Source organism: Spirillospora sp. CA-294931 (assembly GCF_050946795.1).
GTDB lineage: Bacteria > Actinomycetota > Actinomycetes > Streptosporangiales > Streptosporangiaceae > Spirillospora.
In genome coordinates this window covers 2,248,118-2,261,319 of sequence record NZ_CP192006.1, presented here as the reverse complement: position 1 = coordinate 2,261,319, position 13,202 = coordinate 2,248,118, and the positions used below count along the sequence as shown (strand labels likewise).

The following is a 13,202-nucleotide window of genomic DNA, read 5'->3' as shown; positions in this document are numbered from 1 at the left end:
CCCCATTAAGAGAACGACACAAAGAGCCCAAGTGCAGATGAACAGACCTGAGCGGCGAGAACGTATCACCAGCTCACAAGGTTCCACGATGTAAGATCATGTGACATAGATCACTTCACGACGTTGACCAGCTCGGTAAACCTCAGAGTCAGTAAGGGCGTCAGTAAATAGCCAGAATCATTTTTTGGGAAGCTACGAAGAGTGACATGAGGAACTCGAAAGAGTCACCCTTCACTCTGGCTCGGCTCGGCTCGGCTCGGACAAGCCCATCAGCCCGAAAGTGCTTGTTGAGGCCAAAGGTGCCTTCGGGGATTCGGCATAATGACTTCTTCATTGACGGCTGACTGAAGCGCCCCCAAAAGGCATGTTCCCCACTGCATTGCGGATGACGTCGCACCTTCTTCCCCCGATGGGCTGCTTCGCCCTAACAGATCCAGCCACGAAGAGCGGGCCTTTCGCGATTAGATGGCCATGGTCGGCCATTTGATCTTTCAATCGAGGCTGAGGGCGCCCTTCCGTCGGAGGCAGCTGTTACTTGTTCTGACGTAGCTCACGGTGGGTGGAGGTGCGTAATGAGGTTTCGGTTGGACGTCTCGGCCGATCGGCCGGAGTTGGCGTGGCGTGATGTTCATGGGCCAGCCAGGGGTGTGGTGTACGGGCTTCTGAGCGCTCAGGACCCCGAACTGGCTTCGGAGATACATGATTCTGGCTGGGCGGGCCACCCTCTACGACCTGTGGGGATATCTCCGCCGCTCTTCTCTGGGACCAAGGCGCGCAAGGGGGTCTACACGACGTCGGCGACCGGTTCGGTGTGGATGGGGTCTCCCGTACCGCAGATAGCGGGATGCTTGCTGGCCGCGCTCGCGGGTTCCAAGGAGCTGCGTTGGGGCGGCGTGCGGCTGACGATCAAGGGGATGCAGCTGGATCCCTCTCCTGACCATTCATCGGGCGTAGGGGTCTTCGAGTCGGTTTCGCCGGTGGTCGTCAAGCACGACGATCGCTATCTGGTACCCGACGAGGCGCATTATGTAGATCGTCTTCTGCACAACATCAGACACAAGGCGGATGTTCTCGGGTTGCCCTCCGCGGTGCAGTTGGAGGTTTTGGAGGCCGGGCCTCGGCGGCGGTTCGATGTGCAGGGTGCGATGCGTATCGGCGCGACGGTGACGGTTCGAGTTCAGGGCGCGCCGGAGTTGCTGGACGCCCTTTACGACTGGGGTCTTGGGTTGTGCTGCGTCCAGGGTTTCGGGTGGGTCCGATGACGACTCCAGTGGTCGGAGATCAGGCGCTGGTCTTGTCGGGGCATCCGTTGCAGCGCTGCGGCGGCTGGGCGTTGACCTTGTTGGCCGGACGCGATGATGCCGGTTCGGTAAGCGCAGCCGACATTGAGGACGTCGCCGAACGGGTGATCGATGACGTGGTGGCCGCCGCCACCGCCGCGAAGGACAGTCCCACCTACGACTGGTGGAAGGTGCTGTTCGCGCTGTATCCCAACTCCAAGCCGACTCATGCCAAGAGACCACGCGAGAGCGCTGTCTTGAGGGAGAGCGTGGCGGAGCTGTTCGCGCCCGATGACCCGCGGTCTCCACTGTTGCCTTGCACGTTCTGCTCGCGGTGGTGCGGGACTTTGTGGTCGAAGTCCGTGCTGCCGATGTTCGAGTCGATTCGAGCTCTGAATACTCTTCCGCCGGGCGTGGCTGGCTGGCCGATATGTCGGGCTTGCCGCGTGGCGCTGTGGGCTCTGCCTTACGCCGCCTGGGTGACGGCTGGCTCTGCAACTGTGCTGACTTGCGACGATCCCGCCGTCGAGCGTGATTTCGCGATGAAGAACGTCCAGCGGTCAGGACGGATACGTCAATTGGGGTTCGTCTCTTTGCCCGCAGGTCGTGGGCCGGAGGCCGTGGTGCTCCAAGCCCTGCGTGAACATGCCGGTGACGCGGGCGGTGCGACGACGCTGTGGGCGTTCAAGAACGACAACCAGGAGCCCTGGTTGCATACGGCGAGTACCCGCCTGGGGGTGGCGAGGTTTCTGCGTGCCGTGCGCGCCAATCCCGATTGCCATCGCGGATGGGCGATGTTGAAGAAGATGATGCGTCGCCGTGACGGGTCGGGGGCTCTGGTTTTGGACGGCTCTACGGCTGCGGCGCGACTGCTGTTCGACCGCGAAGGTCACCAGGGCGAGCGCTTGCCCGCGAAGTTGATGGAACTCGCGCGCGATCCCGACGCGCTCTTCCAGCACACGCTGCTGGACTGGCGGGCTTTGTGCCGTCTCTATCTGGAGGTGATGTACGACATGGAAACCGCTCGGCTCAGGCCAGCGGCTTCGTTGCTGGCTGACTGGATCGCGAAAGAGGGCACGCGAGGCCGTTTCAATGAGTTCCGCCAGGCCGTCACGAGCCCGTACAACCTGAGCAAGTTGCTGATGACGGCCAGCGCGCGGCTGTTCTTGGACGGTGGAAAGCAGGAACCGGTCAACCACCAGTTCGCGCAGTTGTGCACCGATGGCCCGCAGGGCTGGCGGGTACGCGGGCAACTGTACTTCGACGTCATGGCGGAGCTGATCAACCGCGGCGTCCAGGTCGGTAAGCCCGGCAGCGAAGAACTCAGCGAAGCGGACGACGCCGATCAACGCCCCGGCACCGACGATGACGAGGACGGTTACGCCTGATGAGCTTCCTGGCAGGAAAGATCGTGCTGGCGGTCACCGCCGGAGCGCCCAACAACGGGAAGGGCGAATCGACCACGGCTCCGGTGAAGAGGGCGAGGGTCCGCGGCGAGGTGTACCCGTACGTTTCGGCGCAGGCGTTTCGGCGCTGGTTGCGCGACACCATGGCCGCGTCCGGGATGTCGGCCTCACCGACCGAGCGAGTCGGTAAGGCCCAGCAGAAGGCTCAGAAGGCCAATACCAAGGCCAACCCCATCCAGTACGCCGACGACGACCTGTTCGGCTACATGAAGGCCGGGCCGAAGTCAGACGAGAAGGGCACCACTTTGCGCGACTCGCCGTTCATGGTGGGCACGCTCATGGCGGTCGAGCCGGCCAGGCCGGTTGTCGACTTCGGAGTCATGTCGCGGGGTGTCTCCGAACCGGTGCTGCACTCTCACGAGTTCTACACCGCAGACCTGGCGGCTCCTTTCCTCCTTGATCTGCCTCAGGTCGGCACCTTCATGCTCCCTCAGAGCGGTGGCGCGGGGCGCGCGAACTACCTCACCGAGGAGCAAGCGCTTCAGCTGGCGGAAGCAGTCGGTATCGGCGCGACACAGACCGTGTTTCGCGGTTACCAGGCGGTGCGGCTCCCGTTGGAGATCCGGCGAGACCGGGTCGCATTGCTGTTCGAGTCGCTGGCCGAGCTGTCCGGCGGCGCGAAGAAGGCGCTTCACTACGAAGACCGCACACCCTCCCTGGTCACGGTGGTGCCGATGGCGGGCGGTGTGAATCCACTGGGATTCGTGGTAGACGGCGCCGAGGACGGAACGGGGCTGGAGGTACGGGCCAGCGTCCTGCGCGAGGAACTCCAGGCATGGCATGGCCAGTGGGAAGCGCCCGTGCGGTTCGGATGGCGTCCCGGCTTCAGGCGGATTCTGCGCAAGGGTTTCGAGGCCGAACTCGCCGACCTGATCGACGAGGGTCAGGTGACCATCGACCATCCGCGGACGATGCTCCGCAAGCTGGCGGAGGAAATCCGCAGCGGTGCACGGGACGCATGGTTCGACGACCCGGTCCGGTGACGAACGTGGCCAACGACCGCCGTCGCCGACGTGCGAAGCGCCGCCGCCATGGCTGAGCGCGCAGCCACCTTGGAGGCGATTCGACTGGAGCTGTTCGCTCCGGTCGCCTCGTTCCGCGATCCGATGTTTCCAGGCGTGACCCGGTGCCTACCGGTGCCACCGCCCTCCACTCTGCGCGGCATGCTCGCGGCAGCCACCGGCCGTGAGAGCGAGCCGATCGAGTTCGGCGTCTGCGCCCGTGCTGAAGGGGCCGGCACCGATGCCGAGACCTACCATCCGGTCGCGGCAGACGGGTCCAACCCGCCGATCGGCGGACGTGTCCATCCCGGCAAGGGCGGTATGACGATCCGCGATCGTCCCTTCTTGGCCGGGGTGCACGTCACTTTGTGGATTCCCCTGCCCGAGGGGGCCCGTATTGAGGCGGCCTTGAGACGACCGGTCTGGGGACTGCGGCTGGGGCGTTCGCAAGACCTCGTCCACCTTCGGTCGTCGACCAAGGTCACCCTCACTGCCACCGACAGCGCCCAAGTCGGCCACGCCCTCGCCCCGCCGGGAGGACACCGCGCGCCCCAGGCCAGCCTGCTGAGGTTGGCCGACCAGGTCAGTCTCGACCGGCTGCGCACCGAGTTCAGCGACTACCTGTGGTGTGCGGAGCCGCCAGGGGACGACCAACCCGTCGTCGGCGCGTATTGCGACGGTGACCAGGCGGTCTGGTTGCATCGGCCGGTTCCCGTCGGCGAACGCGAGCAGGACCTGGCCCAGGTGTTCGGCAAGTCCGCCGCGAAATCCAAACTCGGACGCCCCGAGCTGCTCACCGAACACAGCGAGACCGTCCGCGACGCGGCACTGACGGTCGCCGAACGCATCGGGTCACCCGGAATCCTGGCCGACCATCCGCGCTTCTGGTTCCAGGTCATCACTGCGGCGCTGCTGCACGACACAGGGAAGATCGCAGAGGGCTTCCAACGGCAGCTCCGCCCAGGAGGCGACTCCTGGGGCGAACGGCATGAGGTTCTGTCCCTGGCCTATGTCGATCTCCTCACGCGTCACCTCGCCGAGGGTGATCGCAAGATGATCGCGGCGGGGGTGGCGTTCCACCACCGGTGTCTGATCTCGTCCACCCGCCGCGATCTACGCGAGATGTACCCGATCGAAGCGGCCTGGGAAAAGAAGTTCGGTATCGACCGCTCTCCACCTCCCGGTCGAGCGCGCGTCCAGGTGCCCCCTGCCCGGCATGCCGCACTGCTGCGATGGCTCACGACACAGGCGAGACTCAGCACAATTCCGGACGATGATCGACGTCTCTGGGAACTCGCACGCGAGACCTTCTCCCGGGTTCATCAGGACTGGCACCGGCCCGTCCCACCGGACGAAGGTCTGGTCGCCGTGCTGCTTCAAGGTGCCGTCACCCTGGCCGACCGGTCCGGCTCGGCCCACGTCCCGCTTCAAGAGCACATGCCGCTCCCACAACGGTTCATCGAGACGATGCCGGACCCGTACCCGCACCAGGTCGCCACCGCCGACACCAAGGGGCATCTAGTTCTGTGCGCCCCGACCGGCAGCGGCAAGACCGAGGCAGGGCTAGCGTGGGCGTCCCGGCAACTCGAAGACCACCAAGGTCGGCCCCGATTGATCTGGGTATTGCCCTACCGGGCTTCGATCGACGCCGCGCGCGACCGTTTCGTCCGAGATCTAATACCTCCTCTCGGGCAGGACGAGGCCGATATCGGGATCCTGCACGCCACCGCAGCCCGCACTCTCCTTACCCGAGCCACCACCGACGATTGCCCGCCCGGCCCTCAGCAAGCCCGTAAGGCCCGGGACCAGGTGAATGCCATGCGCCTGTTCGCTCAGCGGGTCCGCGTGGCCACACCCCACCAGCTTCTTCACGCCGCAATCGCCGGGCCGTCGCACTCCAGCCTGCTATTGGAGCAAGCGAACGCGCTCATCGCCCTGGACGAGCTGCACGCCTACGATCCGGCGACCTTCGGTCGGCTCTGCGCTGCCATGCGCCTTTGGGAAAAGCTGGGCAGCAAGGTCGCGGTCCTTTCGGCCACCCTCGCGCCACCCATGATCGAGCTACTCCAAGACACACTCCCCGAGGTGACCGTTCACCGCGCACCCCCTGGCACGGCACCCGACCGTCACCGCCTCGTCCTGGACCAAAGTCCAATCACCACCCCGAGCAGCGTCGAACGTGCCCGCAGATGGCTGGTCGAAGGCCACAGCGTCCTGCTCGTCGCCAACACTGTGGCGACTGCTCAACGGCTCTACAACGACCTCGCTCCATGCGCGCGAACGCTGTGCCCCGGTGATCCAGACGCTGCGATCCTTCTCCACTCGCGCTTCCGCGCCAAGGACCGCGCCCGGATCGAGCGGCGAATACTCGACCGTCACCCCGAACGACGTCCCGGCGAGGTCAGGCAGCGTGGCGGGCTCGTAGTGGCCACCCAGGTTCTGGAAGTATCCCTCTGCCTCGATTTCGACCGGGGAGCATCCGAACTCGCCCCGATCGAAGCGGTCGCCCAGCGCGCGGGCCGCGTCAACCGGCGAGGACGCCACCCCGACGGCCCGGTGGAGTTCCGCATCCACCAGACCGACACCCATCTCCCCTACGAAGAAGACGCCCTCCAGGCAGCGTGGGCCGCGCTCGAAGAAGCACCAGGGCCCATCATTTCCGAGCAGACCATCGCTACCTGGCTCCAATGCGCCTATGACAGCCCTTGGGGGCGTGAATGGGCAAAGCAGGCCAAGAGGCACCGCGACGACTTCTTCGACTTCTTCCTTACCTTCACCGACCCCTTCCACGACCGTTCAGAGCACGCCAATGGCTTGGACGAAGCCTTCGACACCGCCGAAGCCCTCCTCACCAGCGACATCGAAGAGTTCTCCGAGCTCTCACGTGGCCCCCAAGGCGACCCACTCCTGGCAGCGGGCCTGCTCATCCCGGTCCCCCACCGCCAAATCTTTCGCCTTGCCCGCAACGGAAGAGCCCAGAAGGAGGATCAAGAGCGCGCACGAAGAGAGCGACGTCCTCCGCTCTGGCTCATCGACGCCCCGTACAACGACGAGATCGGCCTAGACCTTACTCACGAGCGCACCCCGGTCATCGAGCCTGACACCGTCCTATGAGTAACCCGCCACAGCCACCACCCATCGGCGGAGTACACATCAAGTACCTCCACCACTGCCCCCGGCAACTCTGGCTCTACTCCCGCGGATACCGGCCCGAACACCGCAGCGACGCCGTGGCCTTCGGCGAAGCCGTTGACGAGACCACCTACACCCGGCGACGAGACATCGACCTGGGCGAAGCCAAGATCGACTGGGTCACCACCGGCGCCGTCGTCCACGAGACCAAGTCGTCCCGCCGCCCCTCTGCCCAGCACGAAGCCCAAGTGCGTCACTACTGCCTGCTTCTGGCTCGCCGCGGCGTCAACGTGCGCGCAGGAGTCATCCACTACCCGCTCATTCGCCGCACGATCGACGTCTCTTGGGATCCCGCCACCAGGCGACAGGCCGAGACTGCCGAGCAACAAGCCCAAGCCATCATCCAGCAGCCCGCTATCCCCGAACGACTCCAACGGACACTCTGCCGCGGCTGCTCATACCTCGACTATTGCTGGGGAGACACAGGAGCTCGGCAACCCGCACATACTGGCTCACCGAGCCATGCCGAATCCGCCGCGAAGACAACAGCATCCGGGTCGAACGCCCCGACAACACGCCTGTCCGCATCCCCATCACCGACATCCGCGACCTGATCGCCTTCGACCATCTCGATCTCAACACCTCAGCGATCTCTCTGCTGAGTCGGCACGGCGTGATCGTCCACGTACTGGACCACTACGGAAACTACTCTGGCGCCGTCACCCCCGCCGAGGACATGTCCTCCGCCCTCGTACTGCGCAAACAAGTAGAACTGACCGCCGAGCCGCTGCAGCGGCTCGCCATCGCCAGAACTCTGGTCAACGCCGCAGCGGCCAACGTGTCCTGGGCCCTCGACACCGACCTCCTCGCGCCCGCCCTCGCTCGACTGAACGAGCAGCTTCCTCACTGCCAGAACACCGACGAACTCATGGGCGCCGAAGGCAACTTTCGGCGCACGGCCTGGGGCGTCCTCGACAGCCTGCTGCCTCCGTGGCTCCGTCTGGACGGCCGCACCCGCCGCCCTCCAGCCAACGCCGGAAACGCCTTCATCAGCTACATCAATTCCATCGTCTACAGCCGCGTCCTCACCGCCCTGCGCTGCACCCCGCTGCATCCAGCCCTCGGCTTCCTGCACGCCGACACCGACCGACGTCGCAACACGCTCGCACTCGACCTCGCCGAACCCTTCAAACCACTATTCGCCGAACGCCTTCTCCGCCGAGCCGCCGCGCAAAAGACCCTGAGCCCCACCGACTTCGAAACCGACGTCAACCAGGCATCGCTCAGCCGCGCCGGCCGCAAGAAGGTCGCCGAACTCATCCGCAGCGAGCTGGCCACCACCGTCCACCACAGGTCACTCAAGCGGAAAGTCTCCTACGAAGAACTGATCCACCTCGAGACCCTCAAGATCGTGCGGCTCTGCCTTGAGGAAACCCCCTACAAAGCATTCCGCCCCTGGTGGTGAGCCCCGTTGTTCGTCATCGTCGTCTACGACACCCTCGCCGAGCGCAACCCACAAGTCCTCCGCACTTGCCGCCGCTACCTCCACTGGGTCCAACGAAGCGTCTTCCAAGGAGAACTCTCAGCAGCCCAACACCGCACCTTCCTCGAAGACCTCAAGCAGCACATCGACCCCGGCTACGACAGCGTCCTCATCTACCGAACCCGCACCCCACACCAAGTAGAAACCCAAACCATCGGCCAAGACCTCGGCAACACAGGCCCCATCCTCTGAGCAACAAACAAGCACCTGACCTGCACGTCTGCACAACCGCCGAACCGCTGCAGAAACCAGGCCATCCCTCCCACAAACCACCCCGCCGACCTGCGGCTTTACCCTCGGGTCGCTCATCACTCCTGGAGGGTTCGCAACATGGTCTGGCGCTTGACGTAGGCGTCCAACGACTCCGTCGCTCATCACTCCTGGAGGGTTCGCAACTCGGACAGATCCACCAGCGGCAGATCGGGCATGGTGAGTCGCTCATCACTCCTGGAGGGTTCGCAACAAGGCGGCGGCGCGCGGGATCAAGCCGCTTGCTGGTCGCTCATCACCCCTGGGAGGGTTCGCAACCTGTTCGTGGACGGGTACCGGCCCGAACGGGCCGAGGTCGCTCATCCCCCTAAAGGGTTCGCATTTAGATCTCGCGCGCTCCGATCTGGACGCCGAGAGGGTTGTTCATCCCCCTGTTCCCAATGCGAGCAGATCGGTTCGCAGGCCAGGCGGTGGGGTGTGTGGTCCACGCAAGCAAGATCATGATCGCGAAGAGGTTGGAAGAGGGGTGGCCATTAAAGCCTATGGATCTGGGGGGCGAACATCCGATACCGACGTGCGTATGGAAGTGGTGAGCGATCTGGGTCCTGGAACTCATTCGTCTGGACGGAGGTTGCGCCCCTCCAGGGAGAATGAGCGGCTGCCAGGAGACCGAAACGCAGACCCCACAAGTAGCAGGCAAATGTCCCGACCCTGCCTAGATCCAAGCGTTGCCCCTTGTGGTGGACGGTCGCGACGGACCGGATGTGTTCGCTCGTTGTTCGCTCGGGGACACCGGCACCGGCCGTTAGGCAGCGACATGGCCGGCACGGGGATGGTGCTGGTTGCGGACAAGCGGGTACTGTTTGGCATCGAAAACACCGATCTGACATGAGAGAAGTGGACTCTTATCCGCGCGGGTTCGGGTTTAAGTCCCTGACGGCGCACCGCTTCTGAACTAGTGAATTCGCAACTATGTCGCCAATGCCCGCCAACCTTAATAGGCGGCTTTGTCCCCAGCGACGTCCGAAGTTCGTTCACGAGACATCGCCCCATACACCTAGCACGATGAATGGCGTCCAGCGCGCGTCATTCCGCACCGTGAACACCATTCCCCATGCCATCCGTGTACCGGCCTGTAAGCGCAGAACGCCCCCGGGCATCAACGGCCCAGGAGCGATCCGCGCTCGTGACACTGACGCCGGGCGGCGTTACATGATGCGGTAGAGCGCCAACCGGGCGTGTCGTTCCCGGTAGGCGGGCTCGTTCAGATCGACCCAGAACACGCCTGGCTGGTCGGGGCCGTCGTCGTCGATGTGCTGGAGCGTCCCGCCAAATTGGAACGCCTCATGAGTGAAGTGGCTTGCCGGGATGATGTAGATCTCACGTGTCGGGGGCTGGCTAAGGACGATGAGGGCGACCCAGTCCAGGTCGCCTCGCCACCCGACGGCCGGGTCAATCGCACCGGCCCCGAACACACGCACACCGACAGTCCCGTCCGCTGTGACCTCGGTTCGGGTGGCGGCGCCAGGGTCGCTTTCCGACAGCGCAATCAGGCCATCGATCGAGCCGAGGACGGCTCTGATGATCGCGGTGGGTATCAACGGGGTCGCGTCCTCGGAACCAATCCCGTTGGTGTGGTCGATGCTCATGGCACGCCTCTCGTGCAATGCTGGGCGAACCCGACTCGGTGTTCACGGAAGCCGAACCATCACGCGCCTCCCATCGATCACACAAGTCGTAGCGTGCCATGGCGCCAATACACGACGCTAACCCACGTGAGTCGAAGCGAACACTCCAAACAGTGACTCGGCCGCAGGTGCGGCGCCTTCCCTGGCTGCTTCACGGCATTTGCTTATGGTTCTGAGGACAGTCGTTTGATGAACGACCGGGTTTCGTCCTCGGGTAGGGCGATTATCTGCAAGTCCGCGAAGATCTCTTCGAAGAGGCGGATTTTGTCGTCTCGTTCTTCGAAGTCCAGGCCGATTCGGCTCTCCAGGGCGGTGATGGTCAGGTTGCCTTGCTGGCCGACGTTGAGGAGCGTGAAGGGTTTGGCGAGTCCTCTGTGGGGTCCGGCTGTGAAGGGGATCACCTGCAGGTGCACGTGGTTCCTCGCCGATAGCTCGGTCAGGTGCCGGAGTTGGGCTTGCATGGCCTCAGGTCCGCCCATCTGGTGGCGGAGTACGGCCTCGGTGAGGATCACGTCGTATTGCGGAGGGTCTGATCGATCGAGCACCTGCTGCCGCGTCGTCCTCATCTCAAGCAGACGCGCATCGACCTCGCTGCCCCCTACGCCTGCCAGGCAGGTCGCGTACTCCGGGATTTGGAGGAGGCCCGGCACCACGTCCACCGCATAGCTGCGGACCCTCCTCGCGCCGTCCTCCAGTGACAGGAAGTCCAGATACTCCGCAGGAAGTGGAGGCCGAACGCTGGACGGCCTTTCGGTCCCGCTTCGGCATTGACCCGTTCTGCTGCCAGCCCGGCCAGCGCGGAGCGCATGAGAAGGGCGGTGTTGAGGGCGATATTGGATGGTCCGCCACAACCACATGGTCCCGGTTCCCGAGGTCGATTCGCTGGCTGAGCTCAATGAGATGGTCAATGCCTGGGACGCAGACGATGAGGCCCGGCGAACCGGACACCGGCCCCGCACCATCCGGCGAGTACCTGGCCATCGAGCGCGATCACCTGCAGCCGCTGCCCGAGGAGCGGTTCGAGACTGGAGTGGAACTGGCATCGCGAGTTGACCGGTATGGCCAGATTACTGTCCGCACCAACCGATACTCGGTGCCAGCTCGATTGATGGGCCGCAATGTCAGGGTGATGCTGCACACTTCAGCTGATCGCCTATGACGACCGAGTCGAGGTCGCCCACCACGAACGCCTGCTGGCCAAGTGCGCCAGCCGCCTGGAACTCGACCACTATCTGGAGGTCTTGGTCCGCAAACCCGGTGCGCTGCACGGGGCGAGGGTCCTGGAGCAGGCCCGGGCCGCGGGCAAGTTCACCCCGGTGCACGATTCACGGTGGGCCGAGCCCCGCACGGCTCATGGCGACGCCGAGGGCACCCGCGCCCTGATTCAGGTGCTGTTGCTGGCCCGGCACATGGACCACGAGCACATCGTCACCGGCGTGGCCACCGCGTTGCGGGTCGGCGCGCTGACCGCCGACACTGTCGCGCTCGAGGCCCGCAAAGCTGCCGACGCCGACCGCGAGGCCCCCGGCCAGGTCGATCCCGAAGCACTCGCCGGGGCGCCGGCGAAGGCGGACAAGGACACCCCAGAGGCCGATAGCGCGACAGTGACATCGCTGACCGAGCGACGGCTGCGCCTGGCCCCAACTCCCGCCCGTCACCCGGCCGTTGCCCTCGCTGAGGTCTAGGACCAGTTGCTGCGCCGCCCCCGCCGCCAGGAGCACAACGCCCTGGCTAACGCCCGCAGGGAGAGCATCTGACCGTTGCACGCCACCGCGGAATGACCGAGCAGGCCTGCCGAATGCTGCGGCTGCCCACCATCCGCGGCCACTTCGACGACCTGGGCGAAACCGCCGGTCGCGACGCCACCGTGTGGCCACGTTGCATGGACGGCTGCCACAGCAACCGGGAAACCGTCACCGCCATTCGGAAGGCCGGATTCACCGTCAACCGCCTCGAGCACCTCGGGTTCGGCGAAACTGGGCTGCCCTTCCCCGCGTCCCCGCAGCTCCTGGGCAGCGCGACCAGCCCCGCCGCCGGCGGAGCAGGAATGATCTCGCTCATGACCATCGCCAATATCGACCAGCAACTCGTCTGACGGCCTCCGGGCGATCGAGCGCAAGCAGGGCGTCGCTCCGAGCGGCGACGCGGACGCCATGCAGGAAGTCCCCGACTTAATGTCCCTGACGAAGATCCGGCGGCCCCGCCGCCCCTGGGCCCTCCACTGACCGCAACCGAGAAAGGCGGAGTCCTGATCGGGCGGTCGCCCTAACGCCCCTACTTCGCCACAACACGATCATCTCATCTGCACGGTCACCAAAGTGAGGCAACCGCAGATCTCCTTATGCTCTTCAGCCTGTCCAACAGTAGACGCGTTCCTCTGGATCTCGTTTCTGCCGAACCAGGCCTACAAGGCTATGAAGGATCTCCAAAGCGACCTGGGAATCAATTTCAATTCCCTCAGTCAACTTCTCTCCTACCCACCACAGCGCGAGTTCGTCGATCCTCGAAGCCGGCGCAGAAACGAGAGAATCCACGAAAGCATCCGAAAGCAGAAAAACCGTAGGTCCATCTCCACTTTCCGCAACAACCTCCGGAACTCCAGCATCCACAAGTTCCGCAAACGTTTGCGAAGTAAGCCAACTCTCCCATTCCAAAAGAGCCCCCTCCACGTCAAAGTTTCCAAATGACAGCGAAGGAAACATCACATCCGGGCCCATTTGCATCGAATTCATGGCATCCAATTTTGTTGCCACAAAGAATTTTACTATACTACTCAATACATATCCTTTCTCGTCACACGCATAGACTGCCCGAAAAGGCGCTCCACTAAATTCACCTTTGAAAGAAACCCGACCACGATGCTCAGTCATGCGAAAGGTGGC

General features: G+C 64.2%; 13 protein-coding genes. 10 read left to right on the top strand and 3 right to left on the bottom strand.

Going from position 1 to position 13,202, the window contains the following annotated elements; translation table 11 throughout:
- Positions 1-572: 572 nt before the first annotated feature.
- From cas6 to cas2, 7 genes are read left to right on the top strand one after another with little or no spacing between them, the layout of a single operon-like run.
- Complete coding sequence (cas6, locus tag ACQPY4_RS10565; RefSeq protein ID WP_433334997.1) at positions 573-1,262, top strand: CRISPR-associated endoribonuclease Cas6; 690 nt, start codon at positions 573-575, stop codon at positions 1,260-1,262.
- The gene (locus tag ACQPY4_RS10560; protein WP_433334995.1) at positions 1,259-2,668 is read left to right on the top strand and encodes a hypothetical protein; all 1,410 of its coding nucleotides are present in this window, start codon (positions 1,259-1,261) and stop codon (positions 2,666-2,668) included. The genes cas6 and ACQPY4_RS10560 overlap by 4 nt, the downstream gene beginning before the upstream one ends.
- Complete coding sequence (cas7i, locus tag ACQPY4_RS10555) at positions 2,668-3,729, top strand: type I-B CRISPR-associated protein Cas7/Cst2/DevR (RefSeq protein WP_433334993.1); 1,062 nt, start codon at positions 2,668-2,670, stop codon at positions 3,727-3,729. Before ACQPY4_RS10560 ends, cas7i begins: the two co-directional genes overlap by 1 nt.
- A 48-nt stretch (positions 3,730-3,777) precedes the next feature.
- Positions 3,778-6,861, top strand: a complete 3,084-nt coding sequence (gene cas3, locus ACQPY4_RS10550) for a CRISPR-associated helicase Cas3' (protein ID WP_433338874.1) — start codon at positions 3,778-3,780, stop codon at positions 6,859-6,861.
- On the top strand, positions 6,858-7,493 hold the full coding sequence (locus ACQPY4_RS10545; protein WP_433334991.1) for a CRISPR-associated protein Cas4: 636 nt from the start codon (positions 6,858-6,860) through the stop codon (positions 7,491-7,493). The genes cas3 and ACQPY4_RS10545 overlap by 4 nt, the downstream gene beginning before the upstream one ends.
- Positions 7,409-8,344 (top strand): type I-B CRISPR-associated endonuclease Cas1b, encoded by a 936-nt coding sequence (gene cas1b / locus ACQPY4_RS10540; RefSeq protein WP_433338872.1) that lies wholly within the window; start codon positions 7,409-7,411, stop codon positions 8,342-8,344. Before ACQPY4_RS10545 ends, cas1b begins: the two co-directional genes overlap by 85 nt.
- Before the next feature lie 6 nt (positions 8,345-8,350).
- Positions 8,351-8,614, top strand: a complete 264-nt coding sequence (gene cas2 / locus ACQPY4_RS10535) for a CRISPR-associated endonuclease Cas2 (protein ID WP_433334989.1) — start codon at positions 8,351-8,353, stop codon at positions 8,612-8,614.
- A 1,226-nt stretch (positions 8,615-9,840) separates the two neighbouring features.
- Here cas2 and ACQPY4_RS10530 read toward each other — a convergent pair.
- Together ACQPY4_RS10530 and ACQPY4_RS10525 are read right to left on the bottom strand one after the other, a co-directional pair.
- Complete coding sequence (locus ACQPY4_RS10530; RefSeq protein ID WP_433334987.1) at positions 9,841-10,281, bottom strand: hypothetical protein; 441 nt, start codon at positions 10,279-10,281, stop codon at positions 9,841-9,843.
- Between the two features lie 203 nt (positions 10,282-10,484).
- Positions 10,485-10,979, bottom strand: a complete 495-nt coding sequence (locus ACQPY4_RS10525) for a DUF5753 domain-containing protein (protein WP_433334985.1) — start codon at positions 10,977-10,979, stop codon at positions 10,485-10,487.
- Between the two features lie 248 nt (positions 10,980-11,227).
- Here ACQPY4_RS10525 and ACQPY4_RS10520 point away from each other — a divergent pair, with 248 nt between their 5' ends.
- The 3 genes from ACQPY4_RS10520 to ACQPY4_RS10510 all read left to right on the top strand — a co-directional run bounded on the left by ACQPY4_RS10520 (position 11,228) and on the right by ACQPY4_RS10510 (position 12,415).
- A complete protein-coding gene (locus tag ACQPY4_RS10520; protein ID WP_433334983.1) occupies positions 11,228-11,479 on the top strand; it encodes a Mu transposase domain-containing protein in 252 nt (83 codons plus the stop codon).
- Positions 11,480-11,561: 82 nt separating this feature from the next.
- Positions 11,562-12,005: a hypothetical protein gene (locus ACQPY4_RS10515; protein WP_433334981.1), complete on the top strand. Its 444-nt coding sequence runs from the start codon at positions 11,562-11,564 to the stop codon at positions 12,003-12,005.
- 92 nt (positions 12,006-12,097) lie between these two features.
- The gene (locus ACQPY4_RS10510; RefSeq protein ID WP_433334979.1) at positions 12,098-12,415 is read left to right on the top strand and encodes a hypothetical protein; all 318 of its coding nucleotides are present in this window, start codon (positions 12,098-12,100) and stop codon (positions 12,413-12,415) included.
- A 253-nt stretch (positions 12,416-12,668) separates the two neighbouring features.
- Here the strand turns inward: ACQPY4_RS10510 and ACQPY4_RS10505 are convergent, their stop codons facing one another.
- Positions 12,669-13,190 carry a hypothetical protein gene (locus ACQPY4_RS10505; protein ID WP_433334977.1) on the bottom strand — a complete coding sequence of 174 codons (522 nt, stop codon included), beginning with the start codon at positions 13,188-13,190 and terminating at the stop codon, positions 12,669-12,671.
- Positions 13,191-13,202: the final 12 nt, after the last annotated feature.